26 protein-coding genes and 1 pseudogene are annotated in these 24,678 nt (G+C 62.0%); 13 read left to right on the top strand and 14 right to left on the bottom strand.

Annotated elements, in window-relative coordinates:
- Positions 1-40 precede the first annotated feature (40 nt).
- The 4 genes from ACLI1L_RS02685 to ACLI1L_RS02670 are packed head-to-tail and all read left to right on the top strand — an operon-like array spanning position 41 to position 1,603.
- Positions 41-589: a hypothetical protein gene (locus tag ACLI1L_RS02685; protein ID WP_411707975.1), complete on the top strand. Its 549-nt coding sequence runs from the start codon at positions 41-43 to the stop codon at positions 587-589.
- Positions 582-800 carry a helix-turn-helix domain-containing protein gene (locus tag ACLI1L_RS02680; RefSeq protein WP_306726773.1) on the top strand — a complete coding sequence of 73 codons (219 nt, stop codon included), beginning with the start codon at positions 582-584 and terminating at the stop codon, positions 798-800. Before ACLI1L_RS02685 ends, ACLI1L_RS02680 begins: the two co-directional genes overlap by 8 nt.
- Positions 801-842: 42 nt before the next feature.
- Positions 843-1,106 carry a helix-turn-helix transcriptional regulator gene (locus ACLI1L_RS02675; RefSeq protein WP_005322660.1) on the top strand — a complete coding sequence of 88 codons (264 nt, stop codon included), beginning with the start codon at positions 843-845 and terminating at the stop codon, positions 1,104-1,106.
- Positions 1,106-1,603, top strand: coding sequence for a hypothetical protein (locus ACLI1L_RS02670; protein WP_086587828.1), 498 nt, complete (start codon positions 1,106-1,108; stop codon positions 1,601-1,603). Before ACLI1L_RS02675 ends, ACLI1L_RS02670 begins: the two co-directional genes overlap by 1 nt.
- On the opposite strand, the gene ACLI1L_RS02665 is transcribed toward ACLI1L_RS02670, so the two are convergent.
- Positions 1,600-4,719 carry an error-prone DNA polymerase gene (locus ACLI1L_RS02665; protein ID WP_411707974.1) on the bottom strand — a complete coding sequence of 1,040 codons (3,120 nt, stop codon included), beginning with the start codon at positions 4,717-4,719 and terminating at the stop codon, positions 1,600-1,602. The two genes, ACLI1L_RS02670 and ACLI1L_RS02665, sit on opposite strands and share 4 nt — an antisense overlap.
- 136 nt (positions 4,720-4,855) lie before the next feature.
- On the opposite strand from ACLI1L_RS02665, the gene ACLI1L_RS02660 reads away from it, so the two are divergent.
- The 3 genes from ACLI1L_RS02660 to ACLI1L_RS02650 all read left to right on the top strand — a co-directional run bounded on the left by ACLI1L_RS02660 (position 4,856) and on the right by ACLI1L_RS02650 (position 7,498).
- Positions 4,856-5,713 (top strand): MetQ/NlpA family ABC transporter substrate-binding protein, encoded by an 858-nt coding sequence (locus tag ACLI1L_RS02660; protein ID WP_023020642.1) that lies wholly within the window; start codon positions 4,856-4,858, stop codon positions 5,711-5,713.
- A 70-nt stretch (positions 5,714-5,783) separates the two neighbouring features.
- Positions 5,784-6,821 (top strand): methionine ABC transporter ATP-binding protein, encoded by a 1,038-nt coding sequence (locus ACLI1L_RS02655; protein ID WP_023020641.1) that lies wholly within the window; start codon positions 5,784-5,786, stop codon positions 6,819-6,821.
- The gene (locus ACLI1L_RS02650; RefSeq protein WP_023020640.1) at positions 6,818-7,498 is read left to right on the top strand and encodes a methionine ABC transporter permease; all 681 of its coding nucleotides are present in this window, start codon (positions 6,818-6,820) and stop codon (positions 7,496-7,498) included. Before ACLI1L_RS02655 ends, ACLI1L_RS02650 begins: the two co-directional genes overlap by 4 nt.
- A 21-nt stretch (positions 7,499-7,519) precedes the next feature.
- Here ACLI1L_RS02650 and ACLI1L_RS02645 read toward each other — a convergent pair whose 3' ends face one another.
- Entirely contained in the window at positions 7,520-8,380 is an 861-nt protein-coding gene (locus tag ACLI1L_RS02645; protein WP_411707973.1) for a sucrase ferredoxin, read from the bottom strand.
- A gap of 110 nt (positions 8,381-8,490) precedes the next feature.
- On the opposite strand from ACLI1L_RS02645, the gene ACLI1L_RS02640 reads away from it, so the two are divergent.
- On the top strand, positions 8,491-9,048 hold the full coding sequence (locus tag ACLI1L_RS02640; RefSeq protein WP_086587822.1) for a hypothetical protein: 558 nt from the start codon (positions 8,491-8,493) through the stop codon (positions 9,046-9,048).
- On the opposite strand, the gene ACLI1L_RS02635 is transcribed toward ACLI1L_RS02640, so the two are convergent.
- Together ACLI1L_RS02635 and ACLI1L_RS02630 are read right to left on the bottom strand one after the other, a co-directional pair.
- Positions 9,045-10,568 carry a Y-family DNA polymerase gene (locus tag ACLI1L_RS02635; RefSeq protein WP_086587821.1) on the bottom strand — a complete coding sequence of 508 codons (1,524 nt, stop codon included), beginning with the start codon at positions 10,566-10,568 and terminating at the stop codon, positions 9,045-9,047. The genes ACLI1L_RS02640 and ACLI1L_RS02635 overlap by 4 nt on opposite strands.
- Positions 10,565-11,161, bottom strand: coding sequence for a hypothetical protein (locus tag ACLI1L_RS02630; protein WP_086587820.1), 597 nt, complete (start codon positions 11,159-11,161; stop codon positions 10,565-10,567). The genes ACLI1L_RS02635 and ACLI1L_RS02630 overlap by 4 nt, the downstream gene beginning before the upstream one ends.
- A 130-nt stretch (positions 11,162-11,291) precedes the next feature.
- Between ACLI1L_RS02630 and ACLI1L_RS02625 the strand changes: the two genes are divergently transcribed.
- Both ACLI1L_RS02625 and ACLI1L_RS02620 read left to right on the top strand, forming a co-directional pair.
- On the top strand, positions 11,292-11,711 hold the full coding sequence (locus tag ACLI1L_RS02625) for a hypothetical protein (protein ID WP_086587819.1): 420 nt from the start codon (positions 11,292-11,294) through the stop codon (positions 11,709-11,711).
- Between the two features lie 137 nt (positions 11,712-11,848).
- A complete protein-coding gene (locus ACLI1L_RS02620; RefSeq protein ID WP_394286081.1) occupies positions 11,849-12,886 on the top strand; it encodes an HNH endonuclease signature motif containing protein in 1,038 nt (345 codons plus the stop codon).
- 65 nt (positions 12,887-12,951) lie between these two features.
- Here ACLI1L_RS02620 and guaA read toward each other — a convergent pair whose 3' ends face one another.
- On the bottom strand, positions 12,952-14,526 hold the full coding sequence (gene guaA, locus ACLI1L_RS02615; RefSeq protein ID WP_208612446.1) for a glutamine-hydrolyzing GMP synthase: 1,575 nt from the start codon (positions 14,524-14,526) through the stop codon (positions 12,952-12,954).
- Between the two features lie 33 nt (positions 14,527-14,559).
- On the opposite strand from guaA, the gene ACLI1L_RS02610 reads away from it, so the two are divergent.
- Complete coding sequence (locus ACLI1L_RS02610) at positions 14,560-14,931, top strand: hypothetical protein (protein ID WP_143339234.1); 372 nt, start codon at positions 14,560-14,562, stop codon at positions 14,929-14,931.
- Between the two features lie 103 nt (positions 14,932-15,034).
- Here the strand turns inward: ACLI1L_RS02610 and ACLI1L_RS02605 are convergent, their stop codons facing one another.
- Together ACLI1L_RS02605 and guaB are read right to left on the bottom strand one after the other, a co-directional pair.
- Complete coding sequence (locus ACLI1L_RS02605; RefSeq protein ID WP_086587818.1) at positions 15,035-16,198, bottom strand: GuaB3 family IMP dehydrogenase-related protein; 1,164 nt, start codon at positions 16,196-16,198, stop codon at positions 15,035-15,037.
- A gap of 7 nt (positions 16,199-16,205) precedes the next feature.
- Positions 16,206-17,726: an IMP dehydrogenase gene (gene guaB, locus ACLI1L_RS02600; protein WP_411707972.1), complete on the bottom strand. Its 1,521-nt coding sequence runs from the start codon at positions 17,724-17,726 to the stop codon at positions 16,206-16,208.
- Between the two features lie 118 nt (positions 17,727-17,844).
- Between guaB and ACLI1L_RS02595 the strand changes: the two genes are divergently transcribed.
- On the top strand, positions 17,845-18,216 hold the full coding sequence (locus tag ACLI1L_RS02595; RefSeq protein ID WP_005326826.1) for a DUF5319 domain-containing protein: 372 nt from the start codon (positions 17,845-17,847) through the stop codon (positions 18,214-18,216).
- A 3-nt stretch (positions 18,217-18,219) separates the two neighbouring features.
- Here the strand turns inward: ACLI1L_RS02595 and ACLI1L_RS02590 are convergent, their stop codons facing one another.
- Positions 18,220-18,975: a hypothetical protein gene (locus ACLI1L_RS02590; protein WP_086587816.1), complete on the bottom strand. Its 756-nt coding sequence runs from the start codon at positions 18,973-18,975 to the stop codon at positions 18,220-18,222.
- Between the two features lie 65 nt (positions 18,976-19,040).
- Positions 19,041-19,613: a sigma-70 family RNA polymerase sigma factor gene (locus ACLI1L_RS02585; RefSeq protein WP_086587815.1), complete on the bottom strand. Its 573-nt coding sequence runs from the start codon at positions 19,611-19,613 to the stop codon at positions 19,041-19,043.
- A gap of 305 nt (positions 19,614-19,918) precedes the next feature.
- On the opposite strand from ACLI1L_RS02585, the gene ACLI1L_RS02580 reads away from it, so the two are divergent.
- The gene (locus ACLI1L_RS02580; protein WP_086587814.1) at positions 19,919-20,221 is read left to right on the top strand and encodes a WhiB family transcriptional regulator; all 303 of its coding nucleotides are present in this window, start codon (positions 19,919-19,921) and stop codon (positions 20,219-20,221) included.
- A gap of 10 nt (positions 20,222-20,231) precedes the next feature.
- On the opposite strand, the pseudogene ACLI1L_RS02575 reads toward ACLI1L_RS02580, so the two are convergent.
- From ACLI1L_RS02575 to ACLI1L_RS02555, 5 genes and pseudogenes are all read right to left on the bottom strand, one after another.
- A pseudogene (locus ACLI1L_RS02575) lies at positions 20,232-20,560 on the bottom strand (hypothetical protein); the annotation flags it as partial.
- Positions 20,561-20,644: 84 nt separating this feature from the next.
- Entirely contained in the window at positions 20,645-22,261 is a 1,617-nt protein-coding gene (groL, locus tag ACLI1L_RS02570) for a chaperonin GroEL (RefSeq protein ID WP_411707971.1), read from the bottom strand.
- An 8-nt stretch (positions 22,262-22,269) separates the two neighbouring features.
- Positions 22,270-22,563 (bottom strand): co-chaperone GroES, encoded by a 294-nt coding sequence (groES, locus tag ACLI1L_RS02565; RefSeq protein ID WP_005322702.1) that lies wholly within the window; start codon positions 22,561-22,563, stop codon positions 22,270-22,272.
- A gap of 186 nt (positions 22,564-22,749) precedes the next feature.
- Positions 22,750-23,991: an FtsX-like permease family protein gene (locus ACLI1L_RS02560; protein WP_411707970.1), complete on the bottom strand. Its 1,242-nt coding sequence runs from the start codon at positions 23,989-23,991 to the stop codon at positions 22,750-22,752.
- The gene (locus tag ACLI1L_RS02555) at positions 23,975-24,580 is read right to left on the bottom strand and encodes an ABC transporter ATP-binding protein (protein ID WP_411707969.1); all 606 of its coding nucleotides are present in this window, start codon (positions 24,578-24,580) and stop codon (positions 23,975-23,977) included. Before ACLI1L_RS02555 ends, ACLI1L_RS02560 begins: the two co-directional genes overlap by 17 nt.
- Positions 24,581-24,678 lie beyond the last annotated feature (98 nt).

Genomic DNA, 24,678 nt, shown 5'->3' with positions numbered 1-24,678 from the left:
AACATCGAAAGTCGATAAGGGATCGACGGAAAGGATTGTCATGACCACCCCACAACCCACCCCCAAGGCCGAGCGCCGCGAAATTAATGCGGCAGCCGGTCTCGCCCTCCTCACCATCATCATCCTCGGCCCCACCTACCTGCGCGATCTTGCCACCGGCCGCTTTTCCACCGCACTGAGCGCGGCCGTTCCGGAAGGCCTCAACAAGCACAACCTCGACGGTGGACCATTGTGGCTACTTAGCGCGGCGCTCGTCGTCAAGATTGCGGCCATCTTAATCATCGCGTTCTTTGCCTATCGCCTGGTTAAGCCGATGCTTCGCGGGCAGGTTTTTAATACGAAAAATATCCGCCCCCTAAATGGAATGACCATTGGCATCCTCGTCTGGTTTATCGGACGGTTCATGCTCGAAGGCCTAGGCAATAACTGGGCTTCCTCACAGCTTGGAATCGACTGGTGGGCCAGCCAGGATGGAACGTCGCTTGGCGAGCTTGCGCTTCCCTACCTTTTCATCTGCACCTTGCAGCTCTTCTCGGCCGCCATCAAGCGCGGCTGCAAGCTGGAAGAAGAGGTGGACGGCCTTGTCTAAGCCACAAGAACCCCAAGTAATCTGCCATCTCGACCGGATTATGCAAGAGCGCAACATTACCGGCGCGGCGCTCGCTAAAGAAGTGGGCATCACCCCAGTTAACCTCTCCGTTCTGAAGAATAATCGCGCCAAGGCCGTACGCTTTAGCACCCTGGCAGCGCTGTGCGTGGCACTGGACTGCCAACCAGGGGATATCTTCAGCGTCGAGTAGCAACCCTTGCCAGAGTGTTGGGTTTATGCAATACTTTGACTTATGTCCCCAAAGAAGAAGCCCTCCGCACCCATTTATAACCGGGTTCGTGTGCTGCGCGCCGAACGGGACATGTCGCGCGCGCAGCTGGCCGAGGCCATCGACGTCAACCCTCAGACCGTCGGCGCGCTTGAGCGCGGCGACCACTCCCCCAGCCTGGACCTAGCCTTCCGCGTCTGCGAGGTCTTTGACCTCCCCGTGGAGGCTATCTTTTCCCGCCAGGAATTTGCCCCTATGTCCACTGAAATCTATAGGAAGAATTCCTAATGGCTAACACGATTCCCGCCCCCGTTTCTCGCCGCAAGCGCCTGGTCCTGGCCGGCGACATTTTCCTCGGCCTGGCCATCGTGGCTGCGGCCCTGCACTTCTTCACGCTCGGCTTGTCTAACTTGCTATGGCCGATTGCCGGTATCGCGGCCACCATCTGCACCACGTGGCTCCGGCAGTCCATCCATCGCCTCGATGTACCCACCACGGAGATGGATGAGTACGAACTGCGCCTGCATACCGACGCCCGCGACACAGGACTTAAGACCGCAGTGGTTATTTCTATAGTGCTCTTTCTCGTCGCCGGCGCCACCGCATTCGGCCTGCGCTTTCTCGGAACGGAGCAGGTTGCAGCCGAGGAGGCGACCTCGGGGGCTAATATCGCCATCTTCTTTGCCAAGCTCATCTACATCCAACTGCTGTGGATTCCATTTGCGGTAGCCAAAGAATTGGCCAATAAACTCAACGCGGACGAGCTGCGCAGCGGAGGAAACTAGCGGAAATCGCGGGAGCCGCGGGACAGGAATTCGCCAAAGTCCAGTGGTTCGAGCTTGTCCGCGACCACGCTGACCGCCCCGGTAGCATTTTGTACGATGCCACGGATGATCATTGCGCGGGCGGTGCGGGCCACAACCTTGTGCCGCGACCACAATCCGGGCGAAACCATCACATTCATCAGGCCGGTTTCATCCTCTACACCCAAAAAGGTCAGACCTGACGCGGTGCGCGGGCGCTGGCGGTGAGTAATGATGCCAGCGATGCGCACGCGGGTGCCATCGGGAACATGGGGGAGCTGGGAGGCAGGGAGGACGTCGGCAAGCGAGGCACGTACCAGCTCCATCGGCTGCTGGTTATGGGTCACGCCCGTGGCGGCGACGTCGGTAGCCATAAGCTCGAAAGCGGACATACCGGGCAGGTGCGGTGCAGCCAGCGCGGAAGTGCCAGGCAGCATTCCCTCGCGCTCGGTGGCGGCAACTCCGGCCTGCCACAACGCTTGACGACGATCCAGCCCCAAGCACTCCAATGCTCCAGCCGTGGCCAGCGCTTCCACCTGCTCCACGCTGAGATCCGCCCGGCGCGAAAGATCGGACACGCTAGCAAAAGGCGCGGCCGCCTCCACGCGCTCGGCGGCGGACTCCCCTAGCCCCTTGATGAGGTTCAGGCCCAACCGAATCTCGCCCGACCTCGTCGCCCGGGCCTGCGCACCAGAATCATTGATACTCACCGGCAGCACCCGCACACCGTGGCGCCGGGCATCTTGGATGAGCGACTGTGGGGAATAAAAGCCCATCGGCTGCGCGCGCAGCAGGCCCACGCAGAATTCCGCCGGGTAGTGATACTTAAACCACGCGGAGAAATACACCAACGAGGCAAAGGACTGCGAGTGCGATTCGGGGAAGCCATAGGCGGCAAAGGCCACGATTTTGATCCACAGCTTATCGGCTAACTCACCCTCGATGCCATTGGTCTCGCGTAGACCGGCATAGAAACGACTGCGCAGCGCGGCCATCTTTTCCGGGGAGCGCTTCGACCCCATGGCGCGGCGTAAGTCGTCAGCCTCGGCGCCGGAAAAACCTGCCGCGTCTACGGCAATTTGCATCAGCTGCTCTTGGAAGAGCGGGATGCCCAGGGTTTTGCCCAGAGACTTTTCCAGCACGGGATGGTCATAGGTGACCTCTTCTAGGCCATCGCGGCGGCGCAGGTAAGGATGCACGGACCCGCCTTGGATGGGGCCGGGCCGAATAAGCGCGACTTCGACCACTAGGTCAAAGAAACGGCGCGGCTTCAAGCGTGGCAGCGTGGCTAGCTGCGCACGGGATTCCACTTGGAAGACGCCCACCGCATCGGCGCGGCAGAGCATGTCATAGACTTCCGACTCGGCGAGGTCGAGCTCCCACAAGTGCACCTCGCGGCCGGTGGTAGCGCGCACGGCATCGATCATGTGGTGCAGCGCCTCCAACATGCCAAGGCCGAGCAGGTCGAATTTCACTAGGCCGGCGGCCGCACAATCGTCCTTATCCCATTGCAGCACGGAGCGGTTTTCCATGCGGGCCCATTCCATGGGGACTACGTCCGCAATGGGTCGGTCACACAGCACCATGCCACCAGAGTGGATTCCTAGGTGGCGGGGCTGGCCGAGGAATTGCTCGGCCAATAAGGAGACGTCGGCAGGCGGCTCAGAGGTTCCTTTCGACCACGCATCGGCCGAGCCCTGCGGATACCCCAGCGCGCGGGCGGCATCGCGGGTCGCGCCCTTGCGGCGATAAGTAATGACATTGGCCACCTGCGCGGCTCGATCACGGCCGTGGGTGCGATAGACATACTGGATTACCTCCTCACGGCGGCCGGACTCGATATCGATATCAATATCGGGCGGGCCATCGCGGTCCGGGGAAAGAAAACGCTCGAAGAGCAGCTGTGCGGAAATAGGCTCGGCGTTGGTAATGCCCAGCGCGAAGCACACGGCGGAGTTAGCGGCCGAACCTCGCCCCTGGCACAAAATATTCTCACGCCGGCAAAAATCCACCAGGTCGCACACGATTAGGAAGTAGCCCGGAAAGCCTAGCTGCTTGATGACGCCCAACTCATGCCTAATCTGCTTCTTCGCCGCCTGCCTAATCTCGGCCGGCCGCGAGGCATAACGCTCCTTGGCACGGCGCCAGACCTCATGCTTCAGCCAGCTCATCTCGGTATGGCCCTCCGGAACGGGAAAGTGCGGCAGGTTCGGGGCAAGCGCATCCCAGGTAAAGGAACACTCGCGAGCCAGACGCACAGTTTCCGCAATAAGCTCCGGCCGGTCAGGCAAAAGCTGGGCCATCTGCTCGCCGGATCGCAACCACCCTGCTCCCATGGGGTGGGCGTGCGGAGCAGCGACCGCAAGAGATTCGCGGCGAGCCAAGGCGCGCTTGGCGGCGGCGAGCCGAGCTTGGTCGCGGGTCGCCGCCGCGGGCCGTGCGGTTGCGATGGCCCGCAGGTTATTGTATTTATCGAGGAAACGGCGCCGATCTGCGTCTTCAGGGGACATGCTGCACGAATATTCGAGAACTATGCTGTCTATTTTTATTCTTTCGAGCAGGTTATCGATTTCTGCTAACGCTTCCGGCCCCACCAGGAAGAAGCACTCCCCCTCCAGCTCGCGTGCCACCTCATCTAGTGGTGGATAATCCACCCGATCCTTCTCCCCCGCTTCCATCCGGGCGTGCGCAATAAGGCGCGATAGCCGGCGATAGCCTTCTGGGGTGCGCGCCAGCACAGTCACTGGAGCCTCCGCGAGCGATAGCTCCGCGCCATATACGGCCGGGAGATTCGCTTTAGCAGCGGCTTCAGCGAATTTCATGAGCCCATAAAAGCCATCTCGGTCCACAATGGCCAGCCCCTCGAGCCCCAGCTCCACAGCCCGGCCAACCAGCTCTTCCGGCTCAGCAGCGCCGTCAAGAAAGCTATACGAACTTACCGCGTGCAACTCCACAAAGGGGACAGCGGAATGGCCGCGCTGAGCAGAATCCGCTGGCCTATGAAGATGATTAACCGGCACGGGCGCAGCAGATTCGCGGCCAGAGAGGATGCGCTCCACCCGCGACCACGACAGTGCTTTTCCGCCATTAAATTCCACTCCACACAGCGTAATATCGAAATATTGTTCTATACAAGCCCGTAAGACGTGATGGCGACAATAGACAAAGCGGTTCGCTGATTGCTAAGTTGCTAGACAGTCAATTTATTTCCACTCCTACAAGAAGGGGAACCCCATGCAGATCCGTCGCGTAGTGGCTGCTGCCGCCGCTGTAACTATCGCTTCCACCAGCTTGGTGGCCTGCTCCTCCGATGATTCCAAGTCCATCAAGGTGGGCACCACCGACGACGCCAAGAAGGCGTGGGTAGCGTTCGAGCAGGAAGCGAAGAACGCTGGCTATGACATTGATATCCAGCCTTTCGCGGATTACAACACCCCAAACCAGGCTCTGGATCAGGGCGAGTTGGATACCAATAACTTCCAGCACCTGAAGTTCCTAGCGGAGTACAACCACGGCAATGACACCAACCTGGTGCCTATCGTGGCCACCGAAATCGTGCCACTGGCGCTGTTCTGGAAGGACCACGACTCCCTCGACGGCATCGAGGGCGAAGAGGTCGCCATCCCGAATGACTCCACCAACCAGGCCCGCGCCATTAACGTGCTAGTCCAGGCCGGCCTTCTTACCCTGAAGGACAAGGACAACTTGGAGCCCACCCCGCTGGACATTGATGAAAAGAAGTCCAAGGTCAAGGTCACCCCGGTAGACGCCGCACAGACCACGTCCGCGCACGGCGAGGGCACCCCGGCGATTATCAATAACTCCTTCCTGGAGCGCGCCGGCATCGATCCGAAGACTGCCATCTTCCAAGACGATCCAAATTCTGAAGAAGCAGAACCGTACATCAATGTCTTCGCCGTTCGCGAGGAGGACGCCGATAACGAAGACATCAAGAAGCTTGCCGAGCTATGGCATTCCGACGCCGTCCAGGAGGGCGTCGATGAAGACTCCGCCGGCACCTCCGTCGAGGTGGAGCGCAGCCAGGAGGATCTGCAGAAGATCCTAGATAAGCTCGAAGCAGATCTGGACTAATCACCCTTGCTTTTGCCCCGCCGGAGCCCCCGGCGGGGTTTGGCACTTTCCTAACTAAGGACGCAAACACGTGGCAGATTCCACTCAACGCGGCACCCGAATCGAGTTCCGCGAGATCACCAAGATCTTTAAACAGAAAAAGGCGCGAGTTAAGGCACTCGACCATGTCTCCATGACCATTGAGCCCGGCGAAATTGTCGGCATCATTGGCTACTCCGGCGCCGGTAAATCCACCCTTGTACGCATGATCAACGGCTTGGACACCCCGTCTGCGGGAGAGCTCCTGCTTGATGACACCAATATCGTCGGCATGTCCGAGAAGAAGCTGCGCGGCATTCGCCGCAATATCGGCATGATTTTCCAGCAGTTCAACCTGATGAACTCGCGCACCGCGGCCGGCAATATTGAATACCCGCTGCAGCTGCAGGGCGTCGGCAAGCAGGAGCGCGCCAAGCGCGTGCAAGAGCTGCTGGATTTCGTCGGCCTAGGAGACAAGGGCAAGAGCTACCCAGAGCAGCTTTCCGGCGGCCAGAAGCAACGCGTCGGCATTGCCCGTGCGCTGGCCACCAACCCCTCGCTGCTGCTTGCCGACGAAGCCACTTCCGCCCTCGACCCCACCACCACGCAGGAAGTCCTCGACCTACTGCGTCAGGTAAACAAGGAATTTGGCATCACCATCGTGGTCATTACCCACGAGATGGAAGTCGTACGCTCCATCGCCGATAAGGTCGCCGTGATGGAAAACGGCCGCGTCGTGGAACAAGGCAGCGTCTACGAGGTCTTCTCCAACCCACAGACCTCCGTGGCCGCCAAGTTCGTAGCCACCTCGCTGCGCAACGAGCCCGACGTCGTTGAAACCGACGACCTGCTCGCGCACGAAGGCCGCCTGTTTACCATCAACCTCACCGAGGAATCCGGCTTTTTCACCGCCGCCGCCCGGCTCAAAGAAGCCGGCGTATCCATCGCCGTCGTCCACGGCGGCATCACCACGCTGCAGCAGCATTCCTTTGGCAAGCTGACCGTACGGCTCAGCGGCGACAATAACGCCATCGAAGAGTTCTACCGCACGCTTTCTACCACCACCCAGATTGAGGAGATTGCACGATGACCGTCACCACCCTCGCCCAAGCCAACTGGGACCGCCTCGGCCCTTCACTGGCCGACGCCATCGTCGATACCCTCATCATGGTCTCGACCACCCTCATCGTTTCCGGCATCCTCGGCCTTGGCCTAGGCATGCTGCTCTATACCACCCGCACGGGCGGCATCCTGCAAAACCGGTTCGTCTATTTCATTGTCAACCTGCTGGTTAACTTCGTCCGCCCCATCCCGTTCATCATTTTGCTGGCCTTTGCCCAGCCACTGACCGTCATAGTGATGGGCGGGTCCATCGGCCGCGGACCGGCCACCTTCGTCATGGTGATCGCTGCGACCTTCTCCGTAGCCCGCGTGGTGGAACAAAACCTCGTGTCCATCGACCCCGGCGTTATCGAGGCCGCCCGCTCCATGGGTGCCTCGCCGTGGAAGATCATTACCTCCGTGATCGTCCCGGAGGCTCTCGGCCCACTGATTTTGGGCTACACCTTCCTGTTTATCGCCATCGTGGACATGTCCGCTATGGCCGGCTACGTCGGCGGCGGCGGCTTGGGCGACTTTGCCATCGTCTACGGCTACCGCGCCTTCGAATGGGAAGTCACCGTCGTGGCCACGCTCATCATCATCGTGCTGGTGCAGGCCGCCCAGTTCTTCGGCAACTGGCTCTCCTCCAAGGTCATGCGCCGCTAGCCCCCGCTTGCCGACGCCGCCCTACCCCGCGACCGGCTCCACGCCGGTCGCTACGATGGCTTGGCCCGTCTTCGGGGCGTCACCACACGAAGACACCACGCCTTCTACCTCGCGCTCCTCGAGCGTCACGCGCCAGCGCCGGCCGTCAACGTGGCTGACCTCGCCGCCGTCTGTGGCGGTGAGTTGGCCGTAGGAGAGCTCCTCGTCGGCGTCGATAAGCGCTCGGGCCACCGCTAACTCCGCTACCTGGCCGCGCGGGCCGAAAATACCGCGCCCGCGATTCGCCGGGTAAAAATACTTCCCCTTCGCCGCCGCCGCAATCATCTGCGCGGCGGCTTCTTTATTCACGCGGCCAAAGGAATATCCCCACGGCATGAGCATGACCGATGGCGCGAACCGGTGCCCCTTCGTGTGCGAGGTCTCCCACACCATATCTGGGTACTCCGCCACCAGCTCCGCGGCCAGCGGCCGGCCCTTGACCGCACAACACGTATCGCGCTTGGCATGCGTGCACACCAGCACCAGCGGCGTATCCAAAGCGCCGCCCCCATTGCGGCCAGGCCCGGTCAGGTCCAGATCGAGGATCTTTTCCGGCCCCGTCAGCAGCACGAGTTCCATCACGCCCTGCTCGGCCCACACCAGGTAGCAGCGATGCATCTTGCCTACCTGGCGGCCGTCACGGCCCGGCCGGCGGATAAGCTGCAGCCCCGCCACGCCCTTCAGCTTGGTCTTGAGCTGCGCCGTGAGCTCCGGCCCAAAGGTATCGCCATCGAGCACGTCTCGCGACCATCCGCCCGGCCACTCAAAAAGCACATAGACGGATTCCTTCTTCGCCGTGCCTGGCAGCGGCTCTACCTGGATATCTGAACAGAACTCGGTCATATACCTAAGCCTAACCTTTCTGCTTTTCAGCTCACACCCTTGGCCACAATTCGGCTACGAAATACCCCCTCGGCTATACAGTTCACGGCCGAAACTATAACCTAGGGGGCATGTTGAAAGTCCGTCTCGTCGCAACGCTTCTCGTCGCTGCTTTCCTCAGCGGCTGCGCCGCCCAAGAGACGGACCGCACCACCATGGCTGCATCTGCGGATAACTCCCGGCTCAATCCGCTAGGCCAGGCCAATATGGAAATGAAAACCCTCCGGCCGCAGGCCCCCTCCGAACTCACGGTGACCAACGTGCGCATCGGCCAGCACGAGGGTTTTGAACGCGTTGTCTTTGAACTCGACGGCGGCGGCACTCCCGGCTGGTTCGTAGACTATGCCGACTCGCCCACGCAGCAGGGTTCTGGCAAGACTATTGACCACTCCGGCGAGACCGCACTCAATGTCAATATCGACGGCGTGGTTTACCCCTTCGAGGCGGGGAAGGACGATCCCCGCATCGGCGTGGTGGATGCCCCCGTAGAGGGAGTCGTCACCCAGGTGGTCAACGGCGGTACCTACGAGGGCCGCTGCCAATTCGTCATCGGCATGACCTCGCGCAAGCCCTATTCCGTGCAGGTGCTCGATAACCCCACCCGCCTCGTAGTCGATATTCGCGATTAATAGGTCGCCTCCACCCGCCAGCGTCCGCCGGACCATACCAAAAGCCAGGCCCGCTGATGCTCTTCATAGTCGGCCTGCCCCACCACCTGCAGGCGCGCTACGTGCTGTGGGGTATTAGTCCACCACTGCGTATCCACCGGCCAGGGACCGGCCCAGCCCAGCACGCGGAAGCGATGCGCGCCCCAGCTCAATGCCACTGGCACCCCCGAAAGGAGAGCCTCGGCGGTGACAAATACTTCGCGACGAGCGGCATCGATAAGCCGGATACGCGCAGCCGGATGATTAGGCCCACCGCCCAAACGCGCAGGCAGGGGTGCCGGAATACGGCCGGGCCACTCACCTTGTGGCGGTGCGTCGCGCTGCTCACCATAAGGCACGTACTCGATGCGCTCGGCTACTCCACGGCCGCCCACCGCCCGCGGCTGCAGCACGCGGTCAACCCCCAGCTGCGATTGCACCCGAGCGATAACGCGCTTGACCTGCTCCTGCGATCCCTCCCCGCCCCATAGGCCGGTGGCGGACGGGGCGGCAACCTCTACCGGCTCCAGCGCGAGGCGGCGAATGGCCGCGCCCTCACCAGTAGCACGCGTGAGCCAGCCATCGAGCTGCCAACGCACGCGGTCCGCCGTGGCCTGCTCCGTCAACGCTTCCTGCGTGCGCCATACCCGCGCCAACTCCTCGCCGGTGCCAAACTCCGCCACCACGCGCAGCCGCAGGCACACCTTGCCGGCTTCCTCCAAACGAGCATGCAGCCGGGCCGCTAGCTGGCGGGCCGCGAAGGCCGCCGCGTCCACGCGCTCGATGCACTCTTCCATTTCCACGGCCAGGTCTGGGCGTACCAGTTCTGGGGCCACCCGCCTATCCGCACGAGCCTGGGCCAGTTCGTGCGCGCGACGCCCGGGCTCACCGAAACGGGTAGCTACCTGCTTAAACGGCAGTGCAGCTAAGTCGCCCAGGCGGCGCACGCCCAACTTATCGAGCTGCGCAACAAACCCAGCATCAAAGCCCAAGGCCTCATCGGCGGCGAGCACTCCTATGGGCTGGGTGGCCAAAAAATCCCGCGATTCGCCCTCTGGCACCACCGCGCCCATGCCACGGTACCGGGCCGCGATGACAGCCGTAGCAATCTCATCGGCGACGCCGAGGGTGGAATCGAAGCCGGCGTACGAAGAGGCGTCGACAAGCATCTCTAATGCTTTCTCCCCGTGGTAGCGCAGCGCCGCGCCCGCGTCCACAATGGCCAGGCCGGGGCGCAGCACCTCCACCGAGGACGCCACCGCATCCAAACCGGCTGCCACCTCCGCAAACGCCGCACCATCCCGGTCCGGGTTAGCCTCCACCACCGCCGCCTCGGGGCACAGCGCTTGGGCTTGACGCAGGCGCATCCCACGCCGCACCCCCGCCCGGCGCGCCGCTCTATCACATACCGCCACCGTGTGATTGCGCGCAATAACCATAGGGCTCTGCCCGCCGACGGCCTGGATGGGCCAATCCGGAAACCACACGGCCGCTACCCTCATACGGCCTCCAACCGGCGCCGCTGGCCCACCGTGAGCACCCCGTGCGAGGTCGCTTGTTTCGAGGTAACCTCCACGTCCATGTCCACGCCGCGAATGCGCCCACTGCCCTTGCCGACGCCCCGATAGGCACTCACCTGCGCCCCTATCTCCACCGCCGTGCCGGGCAAGCGCGTGCCCACCGTCAGCACCGCCGCACGCCCGCCGCGCACCTTCGCCAGTACCGGCCGGGCCTTAGTTGGGCTCACCTCGCCGGGTGGCCCATGGTGGATGACTAGGTCTAGTCCCTCCGCCAATACCCCTGTCACCATCCAGGAATCCACGCCCGGATCCGGCACGGTTACCACGCGTTCAATAGCCCCTTCCTCGGCCACTTGTGCGAGTAGCAAATCCGGCCACCCCACCACACCTACATACCCGCCGCGGGCGGTGAGGTGACAGATAAGCTCCACCACAAGCGCTGGACAGTTAGCACAGTGCACCACGTGCCGGCGCGCCAAGCCGCCCGCAGGAAGCAGACGTGCCAGGCCAGGAAGCGTATCTACCAGCTCCTCTTCCGGACCACGCTCCATAGCACGCATGCGGGTACGCAGCATCGCCACACGGTCCGACCTACTTAGTCCGGCCACCGCTTTTTCTAGGCGAACACTCGTTTGATTCACCCGAATAGTATGAACCCTCACCCGGACACATGCAAGTGTATGTTCGAATGGTAGCCTTAGCGGCATGAACTTCAACGCTGCCTACGGTGCCATGCGCGAGCACACCACCCCCATTCCCACTCCGCCATGGGTGCGTTTGGGTTCGTCCATCCTCATCGGTGCGGCTGTGGCGCTTTTGGCCAGCCGCGCACATATCTTTGCCGCACTGGTTGGAGCGCTCGTATGCCTTGTGGCGGCCTTCGTTCTCGTCTTTGCCCACCCCTACCGCCACGCGATGCGCGATTATGCCACCAAGCGCAATGTCACTCTGGTTCCTAGCATCGCACAGCTCGTGCCGCTGATGATTCTGTGGCTTATGGTGATGCTCGCTCCCATCGTGGCCCTGCCCGCGTGGGGTGCTGGCCTGGTATGGCTGGTGGTCTTTGGCCTGAGCTTTTTCGTCTTCCCCCACGTGGATGGCACGCGACGGCTCGCGTTTGCCTGATCTATACGACACTTTTCGGGGTTATCCACAGCTTTTCCGCCCCGCCTCGGGTATGTAGGCCGGGTTATCCACACAACTGGCCGCAGCGGTTGCGCCGGCCGTGCGCCGGTGTAGGTGCGCGTCGTAGCGTTGCAGGCATGAACGCACTCGAGACCTACCTCACTGCCTTAGGCCCCGGCATGGACATCATCGCCGGGTGCCAGGGCATGTCTGGGTCCGAGCTTATGGACCGCGGCGCACCCGATGCCATCGCGGCCGATCTGCTTCTTTTGTGTGAGAGCTACTTTGGCCGCACCAAATTTACCCGGCTGCAGCGCCGTGCTATTGCCGACGCCCGTCGCAACGCCCATTCCATCGCCACGCTCACCGCCCTAGAGCGCATTGTTAACCGCGCCCCGAGCAAGAAACAGGCCTGGGAGCTACGCGCGGAGTGCTGTGCAATGACCGGCGCGATGAGCCATATTCTTAAACATGCTCGCCGGCGCCTGCGCGAGATGAAAGACAACACCGTTACTCCAGGCGTGCGCACTTACCGACGCCCCAATGACTACTGGACGCTGGCCATCACCGGAACCTCTAGTTTCATCGCGGATCTCAACGCCGCGCTGGCTGCGACAGGAAAGCAATCGCTCGAGGCGGTAGAAAAAATCTTTTTTGACCAGGCAGCGGCCGCGCGGGCAGAGGTGATAACCAATGCCATCGTGCCATTAGACAAATTCATTCGCATCCGCGACGGCCATGGCGACGATATCGAACTCGACCTGACCAATGGCGCCACCATTACCGGAACCGAATATCTGCGGCGCGTACTCAACGACGTCGGCTTTTCTGGCGATAGAGAAACCGGCTACGTCACACTCGTGCACCCCGAAGAAGGGCCGGTCAACCTCTACCGCACAGCGCGCGTGGCCAATGACAAACAGCGCATCATGGCCGCTGCAGAAAACCCACGCTGTGCCTGGCCGGGCTGCAACCAACCGGCCGACCTCTCCCAGGTCCACCACCTCAAGGCGTGGAGTAACGGTGGGGAGACGAATATGAAAAACCTGGTCATGTGCTGCGCTTACCATAATGGCGTTAACGACGATGACCCCAACGCTCCGCCCCGGCGCGGCCGCCTCGAGCGGGTGGGCGGGCGCATTGTGTGGCGGCCGCCGTTTACCCCGCGTGAATAAACACGCTCCTCAAACGCGCGAAAAGGCGCTCAGAGATAGCCTGAGCGCCTTCTACGCATGCCGTTTTATTCCCACTCGATGGTTCCCGGTGGCTTGGAGGTGCAGTCCAAGACAACGCGGTTGACGTCCTTCACCTCATTGGTGATGCGGGTAGAAATTTTCTCCAGTACCTCGTATGGCAAGCGGGTCCAGTCCGCAGTCATGGCGTCCTCCGAGGACACCGGGCGCAGCACAATCGGGTGACCGTAGGTGCGGCCATCACCTTGCACACCAACGGAACGGACATCAGCCAGCAGCACGACCGGGCACTGCCAAATCTGGTCATCCAGGCCGGCATTGGTCAGCTCGGTGCGGGCAATGAGGTCCGCCTCACGCAGCGTCTCCAAGCGCTCCTCGGTTACCTCACCGATAATGCGGATACCCAAACCTGGGCCTGGGAATGGCTGACGGCTAACGATCTCTTCCGGCAAGCCCAGCTCGCGGCCGACGGCGCGCACCTCGTCCTTAAACAGCAGGCGCAACGGCTCAACCAGTTCGAACTCCACGTCATCCGGCAAACCGCCGACATTGTGGTGAGACTTAATATTCGCCGTGCCATCGCCGCCGCCAGACTCGACAACGTCCGGGTACAGCGTTCCCTGGACGAGGTAGTCGACGGTGGAGCCTGCGGGGGCGTCGTCAAGCACGCCTGCAACCGCGCGCTCAAAGGAACGGATAAACTCCGCGCCGATGGCCTTGCGCTTGGCTTCTGGGTCGCTAACGCCTGCCAGCTTTTCCAGGAAGGCAGCGCGCTCATCCGCAGTCACCAGCTTCGCGCCGGTGGAGGCAACAAAGTCCTTTTCCACCTGCTCACGCTCGCCGGCACGCAGCAAGCCGTGATCTACGAAGACACAAGTGAGGCGATCACCGATGGCACGCTGCACCAGTGCGGCCGCCACAGCAGAGTCCACACCGCCGGAAAGGGCACAGATGGCGCGGCCTTCCTCGCCCACCTGGGCGCGGACATCGGCAATGAGCTGCTCGGCGATATTATCGGCCGTCCAGTTCTGCTCTAGGCCGGCAATCTCGGTCAGGAAGCGGGTAAGCACTTCCTGGCCGTGCGGCGAGTGCTGCACCTCAGGGTGGTACTGCACACCGGCCATCTTCTTTTCCAGGCACTCCATTGCTGCAACCGGAGCACCGGCCGAGGTGGCCGTAACCTCAAAGCCTTCGGGAGCGGCAGATACGGCATCGCCGTGAGACATCCACACCTTGTGGGTAGCCTCCAGGCCTTCGTGAAGTACGCCGCCCTTAACATTCATATCGGTACGGCCGTACTCACGCTCGCCAGTCGACGACACGGTGCCACCAAGAGCGTGGTTCATGGCCTGGAAGCCATAACAGATGCCGAAGACAGGAATGCCGAGCTCAAGCAGCTCCGGCTTCAGGGCTGGGGCACCGTCAGCATAGACGGAGGACGGGCCGCCCGACAGGATAAGCGCGGCAGGATCTTTAGCTTTGATTTCCTCCACAGACGCGGAGTGAGGGACAACCTCGGAGTAAATCTTGGCCTCGCGCACGCGACGGGCAATAAGCTGCGCGTACTGAGCGCCAAAGTCCACTACGAGGACGGGGCGCGGGGTAGTATTTGGCTTAGTCACGCCCCATAGTCTAACCCACTAGACTGATAGCTTATGAAGCGCTTGGCTATTGTGCTCGCCGCGAGCCTGTTGTTGTGCGGTTGTGACTCGACCCCAACTACGGCCGAGGTGACGTCTGCGCTGGATGAACAAGGCCCGCAACAGGTGACACTTCCGGCCGCGGAAGTCTTTGGAAGCGAGTGGGACGAGTGGGCTCCCTTATGCGGCACTCAGCAGGCAGAGCGCATGGGATACCCAGAAGTAGCGCATAATTCGGTAGTGCTGCGTGCGGAGGGGGAAAAGAAGGTTGTAGAACTCAATCCTGCGGGAGCACGCGTGTGCCCAGCCCACAATGCAGGACAATGGCGGCCGATGTCGCGCGAGACCACATGGAGGAGGGAAGGCGGTTGGCAGTTGGTTTCCTAACCACTCTCCTTCTCCGCCACGCTCTACCTCTCCAGAGGAAAAGAAAGCTTGAAGACAAAACGCGGCTGCGCCAAGAAAGCACAGCCGCGTTCGAGATTGCCGATTAGTGGCGGACGGCGAGCTCGACCTTCTGGAAGGACTTCAGGTCGGTGTAGCCGCACTTTGCCATGGAGCGGCGTAGCGCGCCGACCAAGTTGGTGCGGCCGAAGGGCTCGCTGGAAGGGCCGTGCAACACCGTTTCAAGCGAAGGAGCGTCAGACTCTTCTGCAGCTTCGGCCGGGGTACCGGCGGTGAGGAAATCAACATCCAAGTCAGCATCAGCTCCGGAGAACTGGACGAAGCCGCGGGGGAAACGCGGGTGGCCGGCCGTGGCGGGCCAGTACCAGCCTTTACCGCCGGCCTCGCGAGCTTGAGCAAGCAGTGGGCCGAGAGCGACACTGTCGGCGCCACAAGCAAAAGCCTTGGCAATATTGCCGGAGTTTTCAAACTCGGTATCGGCGATAATGTGCACGTAGCGGCCGCCAGTCTCGTCGAGGTAATCGCGGCGGGCTGCGGCGGCGTCGGCAATCGCGGTGGCCATGGCCGGGTCAATACCAACGGTCTCGGCGTTGGTCGTCACACCAGCGCCTACGATAACGCCGGCCGCGCCGGTGCGCATCAGGTGCAGCGCGGTGGTGTAGTCGGTAACTCCGCCCGCGATGACCGGCACATCCAGCGATCCGATGAACTCCTTGAGGTTCAGCGGCTCGCCCCCGGTAGCCACGTGTTCGGCCGAGACCAGGGTGCCCTGAATAAACAGCAGCTCGGCACCGGCCGCGATGACCTTCGGGGCCATCTCGCGAGCATTTTGCGGAGAAACACGCACAGCGACGGTGACTCCGGAGTCGCGGACCTGGGAGATGCGTTGGGTGAGGAGGGCGTCGTCAAGCGGTGCGGCGTGCAGCTCCTGAATGATGGAGTTATCGCCCGGCTGCGAGTAAATGCGAGCTAGAGCGCCCTCGAGGTCCTCGTGGCGGCCCCACAAACCCTCAGCATTAATGACGCCCAGGCCGCCCTGCTTGCCCATCTCGATGATGAACTCGGGGGTGGCGAGCGCATCAGTGGGGTGGGACACGAAGGGGATGTCGAAGGTATAGGCGTCGATGTGCCAGGTGGTGTCCACGTCCTTGGAGGAACGGGTACGGCGCTGCGGCACGATGGATAGTTGCTCTAGATCGAAGGTACGACGGGCCTCGCGGCCGATGCCAATTTCGGCGTATTCACGCATGATATTCCTAGCGGTAGTTTGGTGCTTCTGCGATTTGCTGCAGGTGGTGCGGGTGGGATTCCTTTAGGCCCGCGGCGGTGATTTGAACGAAGCGCTTGGTCTTCAGCTCGGCCAGGGTGGCGGAGCCGGTATAGCCCATGGAAGCGCGCAGGCCGCCGATAATCTGGTGCACGATGGCATCGATATCGCCGCGGAAGGGCACGCGGCCCTCGACGCCTTCCGGAACCAGCTTGTCCTCGCTGCGGACGTCGGCCTGGAAATAGCGATCCTTGGAATAGGAGCGCTTCTCGCCGGAAAGTCCACGGCCCTGCATGGCGCCCATGGAGCCCATGCCGCGGTAGCGCTTGTACTGCTTGCCCTGGTAGACCACGATGTCACCGGGGGCTTCGGTGGTGCCGGCAAACATGGAGCCCAGCATGACGGTATCGGCGCCGGCCGCCAGGGCCTTGGCGACGTCGCCGGAGTACTGCATGCCACCATCGCCGATAACCGGCACACCGGCCGGGCCAGCTACTGCGGCGGCCTCCATCAGGGCCGTAATCTGCGGCGCGCCCACGCCGGCGACGACGCGGGTGGTGCAAATGGAGCCCGGGCCGATGCCGACCTTGATGGCGTCGGCGCCGGCATCGATCATCGCCTGCGCGGCCTCGCGGGTGGCGAGGTTACCGCCGATGACATCGACCTTGGAACCGAAATCCTTTTGCACGCGGGAGACCATTTCCAGCACGCGGTTGTTGTGGGCGTGGGCGGAGTCGACGACGAGGGCGTCCACGCCGGCGTCGACAAGCGCGGCGGCGCGCTGGTAGGACTCTTCACCGGTACCGATGCCGGCCGCAACCAACAGGCGACCGGCCGAGTCCTTGGACGCATTGGGATACTGCTCGGTCTTGACAAAGTCCTTGACGGTGATCAGGCCGGTGAGCTTATTATCCGCATCGACGATGGGCAGCTTTTCCACCTTATTGGCCGAGAGCAGTTCGAGGGCTTCCTTCTTGGATACGCCCTCGCGCGCTACGACGAGCGGCATGGCCGTCATAACCTCGCTGACCTTGCGGTCAAAGTCAGGCTCGAAGCGCATATCGCGGTTGGTGCAAATACCGACTAAGGTGCCGTCCTCATCTACCACCGGCAGGCCGGAGATACGGAAGCGGGCGCACAGCGCGTCTACTTCCCCAATGGTCATATCCGGGCAGGCGGTGATGGGGTCGGTGACCATGCCCGACTCGGAGCGTTTGACTATTTCTACCTGCTCGGCCTGATCCTCGGTAGAAAGGTTGCGGTGCAGCACGCCGATGCCACCCTGGCGGGCCATGGCAATGGCCATGCGGGCCTCAGTCACGGTATCCATGGCGGCCGAGGCAAGCGGGACGCCGAGGCGAATATTGCGGGTAAACTGCGCGCCGGTATCGACCTCGGAGGGCACGATATTGGATTCGGCGGGCAACAGAAGCACATCGTCAAAGGTCAGGCCGCGCAGGGCTACCTTGTTCGGGTCATCTCCACCAGTATGAATACGGTTCTCGCTCATCGAGGTCTCTCCTTAACAGGTTTAGCGGCTACCACAACTGTAGTGCTTTGCCGGCCGACGACACCATTTGGGCAGGGGTAAATTGCCTCGGGAGGGTAAGTTCAATAGGCTCGCAGGCGTGAACTTCTTCGCCAATATGCCCCGCGATCCTTTCGCCGATGACCCGAATGACCCTGCCTCCTTCCTGGAGGAGGACGAGCAGGTCATGCCGCTTACTGACGACGATCGAATCGCCATCATCCACGACCTCGCGCTGGTGCAGAAATTCGCGTCCATCCTCGGCCCGCGCGGCATCGATGGCATCTTCTTCCTGTGCGAGGATTGCCAGGAAAACCACTTCTATGAGTGGGATATTATGGCCGCCAATATGCGCGCCACGCTCGAAGGGGAGCTAGCGCCGGTACATGAGCCGGGCGCCGAGCCTGATCCCTCCCGCTATGTTCCCTGGGACTATGCCTTGGGATACTTGGATGGCCTAGAGGGCCGCTAGCTTCTACTGCTGCTGGCCCAACTCGATGGTGGTCGTCGGCTCACCCTCAACGTTGGGGTTGGGCTGCGGGTTAGGCTGCGCCTGCTCAGTGATCACCACAGTTTCGGTGGCGTGCTGAGTTTCGGTCACGGTAACCTGTTCCGGCTGCTGTTCCGGTTGGGAAGCTTCTTCCGCCACGGTTTCGGTGGCGGTCTCCGTCACGGTGTGCGGGGCGGGCTTCGGGTGCGCAGAGCGCTTGTGTTCCGCCTCGCGGTTGGCGGCGATGGCCTTTTCTTCCTTGCCTTCGGCCGCGTCCAGCTTGGCTCGGGCATCCCTCATCAGTTCCCGAGCGCCTTCAATATCGCCTTCGGCCGCGCGAGATTCCATCTCTTCCAGCGTTCCGGCCAGCTCTACATTGCGGGTCTTATCCCCTTTATCAAAGGTTCCGGCATGCAGCATTGCGCCACCGGCTCCAGCAATGACTAGGGTTGCAGCGGCCGCACCAATGAGACCATGCACGAAAGGCCCGCCGCGGCGACGCTTGCGCGCCTTACCAAGGTCAATAACCTCAGGCTCCGCCTCAGCGCCTTCTACCAGTGGGGCCGGGGGCATCTGCTTGTCGACGTCCCCCTTTAACTCCAGCAGCAACCCCGCCAGGTCATCCTGACGGTCGGAAGGGACGTTCCCCTTCGAAAGCTCAGTGAGGAATGCATCATCATCGACCAAGGGCTGGAGCTGGTCCGCTAGGTCGTCGTTATCGCCGTGGTGCTTAGGAACCATGATGGTGTCTCTCCCCCTTCCTTTCTGTTATGAAATACCTGCTGTGAGATTGGGCCACAAGCCCCTTAGTGTGCAGCTTCCTGCGCGACTTGGAGGGTCTTTCGCAATTGAGCTAGTGCTCGGTGTTGTGCCACACGGACCGCGCCTGGAGTGGAACCCACAATTTCCGCAGTCTCTTCTGCTGACAAACCGTTGAACACGCGCAGAATAACGATGTTTTTCGCCTTATCACTTAATGTATCGAGCAAGGCGCGCATTCTGTTACTACCATCGGCCTCTAGCGCCCACTCTTCAGGAGTGGCTTCACGCGCGGAGTCTTCCGGAATTTCTTCGGTAGGCGTGGACTTATCGCGGCCCATCGCGCGGTGAGCATCGGTGACCTTATTAAATGCGATGCCGTAGACATAGGCCATAAAAGGACGGCCCTTGTCCTCATAGGAACCAATCGAGGTAGCCACTGCTAGGCAAATCTCTTGGGCCACATCTTCCGCGGTGGGTTGGCGGCCGCCCCCGATGCGGGCGCGGCAGTAACGCAGGACCTGCGGGTGAATGATCTGCAGGACTTTTTGCAGCGCTCGACGGCTGCCGTCGACGGCATGCGGAACGAGATCCGCTAGCTCCTGTTCCCTATCGCTCACGTATGCACCCTCTGAGATGTTTTCGACCGGTAACTAACCATATTGGCACACGGGAAGTTTATGCAAAGGCAACGCGCAGCCCCATTAGCTATGCAAGCTGAACGGCAGAAAATTCACAAACCGTTAACCTTCGGCGTTTGCGCTGGTAAACCGTGGTGTCGGTGAAGGAATTGCGAGGACAATACTTAAAAGTCAAAAATCGGTAACCCACCGTTTACCCACGCGCGAAACACTACGTGAGGTTGCTTTCGCGATACTGCGGAAGCCACACAAGAATTCTCGCCCTTACAAAGGAGCTTAGTAACGTGTCTCAGCCTCATTTGCTTCCTGGTCCCACCGCTGACCTGTGGGATTGGCAGCTACAAGGCGCCTGCCGCGGAGAAAACTCGGACGTATTTTATCACCCAGATGGCGAGCGCGGCCGCGCCCGCGCCCAGCGCGAAAACCGCGCGAAGGCAATCTGCAACTCGTGCCCAGTCATTGAAATGTGCCGCGAGCATGCTTTGCAATCCGCCGAGCCCTACGGCGTCTGGGGCGGAATGAGCGAATCCGAACGCGTGGTAGAGCTTCGCCAGCGTCGCCGCGCCGCCGCGCCGGTCAACGCTTAAGGTAGGAAAGCTAGGGGGAGACGAGGGCGTCGGCAAGAAAGCGCCCCGTCACTGAGCTTCGCCGCTCGGCCAAAGCGGCCGGTGTACCGCTAAAGACCACCTGACCGCCGGCCGAACCGGCTCCGGGGCCCAAGTCAATGACGTGATCCGCATGGGCAATCACAGCAAGATTGTGATCAATGCACATGACGGTATAGCCGGACTCCACCCGTTCATCACGCCCGGCTCCACGTAGACCACACCGGCGCCGTTGCGCTTGGGGCAGGCACCCTCGGAATTCGCGGAAAAGAGTACGGGTTTGACGCCATTGGCCTTGCGAATGGGGTCGGTATCACCGGTGACCTAGATGTATTTCACGGGCCTAGTCTAGGCACAACAAAACCCGCCGCGCGCAAAGCGGGGCGGGCGATGTTGGTAGCCAGTTTAGTGCTGGTGGCCGTGTCCGGCGTCAGCAGGCTGCTCTTCCTGTGGCTTTTCCACCACGGAGGCCTCGGTGGTAAGAACCATGCGGGCCACGGAGGTGGCGTTGACCACGGCCGAGTGGGTGACCTTGACTGGGTCAATGATGCCGTTATCGATGAGGTTGCCGTACTCAAGGGTATTGGCGTTAAAGCCTTCACCGTTGGTCATCTCGGCAACGCGGGAGACAACAACTGCGCCGTCAAGGCCAGCATTTTCGGCGATCCAGTATGCCGGGCGGGTCAGGGCACGGGCGACGGCGAGGACGCCGACCTTTGCCTCACCCTCGAAGCCCTCGGCGAAGGACTCGAGTTCCTTGGAAATCTGGACCAGCACGGAGCCGCCGCCGGCAATGACGCCTTCTTCAACGGCCGCGCGGGCCGCGTTGATGGCGTCTTCGACGCGCAGCTTGCGCTCGTTGACCTCGGTCTCAGTGGCGGCGCCGACGCGGATGACGGCCACGCCGCCGGAGAGCTTAGCCAGACGCTCCTCCAGCTTTTCCTTATCCCAGGTGGAGTCGGTGCGCTCGATTTCGCGGCGGATCTGCTCGCGGCGCTCCTCTACCGCTTCAGCGGTGCCGCCACCATCGACGATGACAGTGTCTTCCTTGGTGATGGTCACGCGGCGAGCGGAGCCCAAAACGTCGAGGCCAGCCTCGTTGAGGTTAACGCCCACCTCTGGGTCGATGACGGTGGCGCCGGTAACGACAGCCAGGTCATCCATGAAGCCCTTGCGGCGCTCGCCAAAGTACGGAGCCTTCACGGCCGCGACCTTGAGCACCTTGCGGATGGAGTTGACGACGAGCGCCTGCAGCGGCTCGCCCTCGATGTCCTCCGCGATGATGAGGGTCGGGCGATTGGTCTCGGCGATCTTCTCCAGCAGCGGCAGGAAGTCCGGCAGGGAGGAGATCTTGTTGCGGACGAGCAATACTGCGGCGTCGTCCAGCACGGCGTGGTAGGTCTCTTCCTCCGTAGCGAAGTACGGGGAAAGGTAGCCCTTGTCAAAGGAAATACCCTCGGTGACGTCGACGGCGGAGTCGATGGTCTGGGATTCCTCGACGGTGACAACGCCGTCCTTGCCCACCTTGTCCATGGCGCCGGCAACCATCTCGCCAACCTCCGGGTCGCGGGAGGAGACGGTGGCTACCTGGGCGATTTCAGAGGAGGAGTTGACCGCAGTGGCGCGGGCCTTGAGCTCCTCGACGGCCTTTTCGGCCGCCGCCGCGATGCCGCGGTTGAGCTCGATGGGGTTGGCGCCGGCCGCTACGTTGCGCAGGCCCTCGAAGATGAGCGCCTGGGCCAGCAAGGTAGCGGTGGTGGTGCCATCACCTGCGGTGTCATTGGTCTTGACCGCAACGGACTTGACCAGCTGCGCGCCGAGGTTCTCGAAGGGCTCCTCGATGTCAATATCGCGGGCGATGGTCACGCCATCATTGGTGACGGTGGGGCCGCCAAAAGCCTTGGACAGCACGACGTTGCGGCCGCGCGGGCCGAGAGTGACCTTGACGGCATCAGCCAGCGTATCGACGCCGCGCTGAATTCCCTCGCGGGCCTCTTGGTCGAATGCAATAAGCTTTGCCATAGTGAGGCCTACTTCTCGATGACGGCGAGCAGGTCACGGGAGGACAGCAGCAGGTACTCCTCACCGTTGTACTTCAGCTCGGTGCCGCCGTACTTGGAAAAGACCACGGTATCGCCCTCGTTAACGCCTACCGGGGTGACCTCACCCTTGTCGTTGGTGCGGCCTGGGCCTACTGCAACGACGGTAGCTTCCTGCGGCTTTTCCTTAGCGGAATCCGGGATAACCAGGCCGGAAGCGGTGGTGGTTTCAGCTTCTACGATCTGTACGAGGACGCGGTCCTCGAGAGGCTTAATGTTTGCCATGATGTTTCCTCCGTAGTGTTCGTATGCGCGCCGGTATGGCGCGCGCGTGCCGGTTGTGGATGTCCAGCACAGCCGTCGTCGCGGGTGAACAACTGTGGGTCAAACAACCTGATTAGCACTCTACCCTCGTGACTGCTAACCCTCAACAATGACCCGGCCCACATTCCTAAGCCCTCAGCGATCCTTTCAGCGCTCCCGATTCCCCGCGCGTACAAAGCCGGCAAGCGCCAGCTTGACGACGCCCAGTGCGATAAACATCGCACCAAAAATTACGGCGAAGGCCGGCCACCACAGCTGCTCCACCAACGTCTGGCCGAAAGGAACCTGTGGGGTGAGCAGGTGGTGGAGTGGGAGGAGCGTCGCCAAGCACAGTGCACAGACCACGCCGGCCGCAGTCAGGGTGAGGCAGGCCGCCTCCCCCACCTGCACGCGGATCCAGGCTAGAGGAGCGGCGCCGGCGAGGGTGAGACCGCGGATATCGGAGGCAATGCGCCCGTGCATGAGCAGCGAGGTGAGCACGGCACTCACGATGCTGGGGGCAAAGACAGGCCCTAAAAGGGCGACGAAGACCTGCCAAGACGATAGGGTGCCGCCGGCGCCTGCGGCGCTTTCAAAGCGCAGGCCAGAGCCTACGGCGACGATAAATCCGCCGACGAGGACCCACGGCACGATGTGCGGGGTAGAAAAGTTGCGACGCACGCGCACATTGGCCCCAGCGATGCCGGCCGCGCGGGTCCATTGGTCGATAGCGGGCATAAGCCAGGGCCAAAAGAGGGCGACGAGGATGACCAAGCCCATCTCGGCCGAGAGAAGGTCGCCGGGATCATCAATATGCAAGCACCCGTAAACCGTGCTGCCGATGGCCGCGGCTGCAAGTACGAATTTCACCACGGTCCAGGCCGGGTGTGCGGTGGTGCGCGGCCGGAAGACTCGGCGCAGTGGAGGCAGCGCGCCAACTAGCGCTGCGGACATGCAGACTATGACCGCAATGACCGTGACCTGGCCGGTAATGGCAATGTCGGGCATGGGGATGCCATCGCTGCGTAGCGCGCGTACGCACGGAGCGAGCAGCGGGCCGGCCGGCAGCACGCCAAGGAGCCCTGCGGCCGCGCTGACTACGGCGACCTGGCCCAGGATGAAGGAAATAATCATCCACCCGGGCATGCCCACCATGCGCCAGGAACGGTAGACCGGCTCGCGCTCGGCGATGATAAGGCGCATCTGCGACAGCGTCACCAACACCACCACACACAAGGCCATGCCCAATACCGTGCCGCCCAACGGGCCGGCGGGATTTTCTTCGGCCTCGGAGGAGGCGACCAGCATGGCTAGTGCCAGGGTGCACGAGGTGGAAGAGACCACCAGGGTCAGCGCCACGGCCAGCCACGAGAGCCAATTGGACTGTAAGTCCTTAAGCCACACCAGCATGGGCTACCTCCTCAAGGGAAATAACGCGGTCGGCCGCTTCAGCGGCGAGGTGCGAGTGGGTCACCATAATCACGCTGGCGCCATCGCGGGCGGCGGCGCGTAGATGGGAAAGGACGGTGGATGCGGTGGCGTCGTCAAGCGCGCCTGTGGGTTCGTCGGCGAAGATATAGGGCGCTTGAGCCAGCAGGGCCCGGGCTACAGCCACGCGTTGTTGCTGACCACCGGAAAGCTGTGCGGGCAGGCGGCGCTCCAGGCCAGCAAGGCCGAGCGAATCAAAGACCTCCGCCACCCGGCTGCGTGTAGGGCGCCGGCCGGAAAAGCGTGCGGTCAAGGTGGCATTGCGCTGGGCGTTGAGGGTTTCCAAAAGGTTATAGTCTTGGAATACAAAGGCACGCTGCTTGCGACCCGGCGCGTTAACTCGGCCGGAAGTGGGCTTATCCAACCCGGATAGCAGGTTAAGGAGCGTAGTTTTACCGCTGCCGGAAGGCCCCATGATGGCGACGAATTCGCCCGGGGCGATGGAAACAGTGACCCGCTTGAGCACAGTGCGGCGGCCGTAGCGCTTGGTGAGATTTTCTGCTTTTAACATGCCTTTGATTCCACTCGGCCGCACGGAAGAAAGACATGGGGCGGGCTGCCCGGAAAATGGTAGAGCTAGCTCTACTGCCCCACGCCGGGTAAGGCAGC

It is taken from the genome of Corynebacterium sp. LaCa117 (assembly GCF_046717765.1).
In the GTDB taxonomy this organism is placed as follows: Bacteria; Actinomycetota; Actinomycetes; order Mycobacteriales; family Mycobacteriaceae; genus Corynebacterium; species Corynebacterium kefirresidentii.
Note: the sequence above shows the minus strand (reverse complement) of the source record. Positions and strands in the feature narration are given on the sequence as shown.

Coding starts and splice junctions, on each gene's coding strand:
- ACLI1L_RS02625 (WP_086587819.1), top strand. CDS start 11,292: ATGAACTTCAACGCTGCCTACGGTGCCATGCGCGAGCACACCACCCCC.
- ACLI1L_RS02640 (WP_086587822.1), top strand. CDS start 8,491: ATGTTGAAAGTCCGTCTCGTCGCAACGCTTCTCGTCGCTGCTTTCCTC.
- guaB (WP_411707972.1), bottom strand. CDS start 17,726: ATGAGCGAGAACCGTATTCATACTGGTGGAGATGACCCGAACAAGGTA.
- ACLI1L_RS02645 (WP_411707973.1), bottom strand. CDS start 8,380: ATGACCGAGTTCTGTTCAGATATCCAGGTAGAGCCGCTGCCAGGCACG.
- ACLI1L_RS02630 (WP_086587820.1), bottom strand. CDS start 11,161: ATGCTGCGTACCCGCATGCGTGCTATGGAGCGTGGTCCGGAAGAGGAG.
- ACLI1L_RS02660 (WP_023020642.1), top strand. CDS start 4,856: ATGCAGATCCGTCGCGTAGTGGCTGCTGCCGCCGCTGTAACTATCGCT.
- ACLI1L_RS02610 (WP_143339234.1), top strand. CDS start 14,560: ATGAAGCGCTTGGCTATTGTGCTCGCCGCGAGCCTGTTGTTGTGCGGT.
- ACLI1L_RS02605 (WP_086587818.1), bottom strand. CDS start 16,198: ATGCGTGAATACGCCGAAATTGGCATCGGCCGCGAGGCCCGTCGTACC.
- ACLI1L_RS02560 (WP_411707970.1), bottom strand. CDS start 23,991: ATGCTGGTGTGGCTTAAGGACTTACAGTCCAATTGGCTCTCGTGGCTG.
- groES (WP_005322702.1), bottom strand. CDS start 22,563: ATGGCAAACATTAAGCCTCTCGAGGACCGCGTCCTCGTACAGATCGTA.
- ACLI1L_RS02685 (WP_411707975.1), top strand. CDS start 41: ATGACCACCCCACAACCCACCCCCAAGGCCGAGCGCCGCGAAATTAAT.
- ACLI1L_RS02650 (WP_023020640.1), top strand. CDS start 6,818: ATGACCGTCACCACCCTCGCCCAAGCCAACTGGGACCGCCTCGGCCCT.
- ACLI1L_RS02555 (WP_411707969.1), bottom strand. CDS start 24,580: ATGTTAAAAGCAGAAAATCTCACCAAGCGCTACGGCCGCCGCACTGTG.
- ACLI1L_RS02670 (WP_086587828.1), top strand. CDS start 1,106: ATGGCTAACACGATTCCCGCCCCCGTTTCTCGCCGCAAGCGCCTGGTC.
- ACLI1L_RS02635 (WP_086587821.1), bottom strand. CDS start 10,568: ATGAGGGTAGCGGCCGTGTGGTTTCCGGATTGGCCCATCCAGGCCGTC.
- ACLI1L_RS02590 (WP_086587816.1), bottom strand. CDS start 18,975: ATGGTTCCTAAGCACCACGGCGATAACGACGACCTAGCGGACCAGCTC.
- ACLI1L_RS02675 (WP_005322660.1), top strand. CDS start 843: ATGTCCCCAAAGAAGAAGCCCTCCGCACCCATTTATAACCGGGTTCGT.
- groL (WP_411707971.1), bottom strand. CDS start 22,261: ATGGCAAAGCTTATTGCATTCGACCAAGAGGCCCGCGAGGGAATTCAG.
- ACLI1L_RS02620 (WP_394286081.1), top strand. CDS start 11,849: ATGAACGCACTCGAGACCTACCTCACTGCCTTAGGCCCCGGCATGGAC.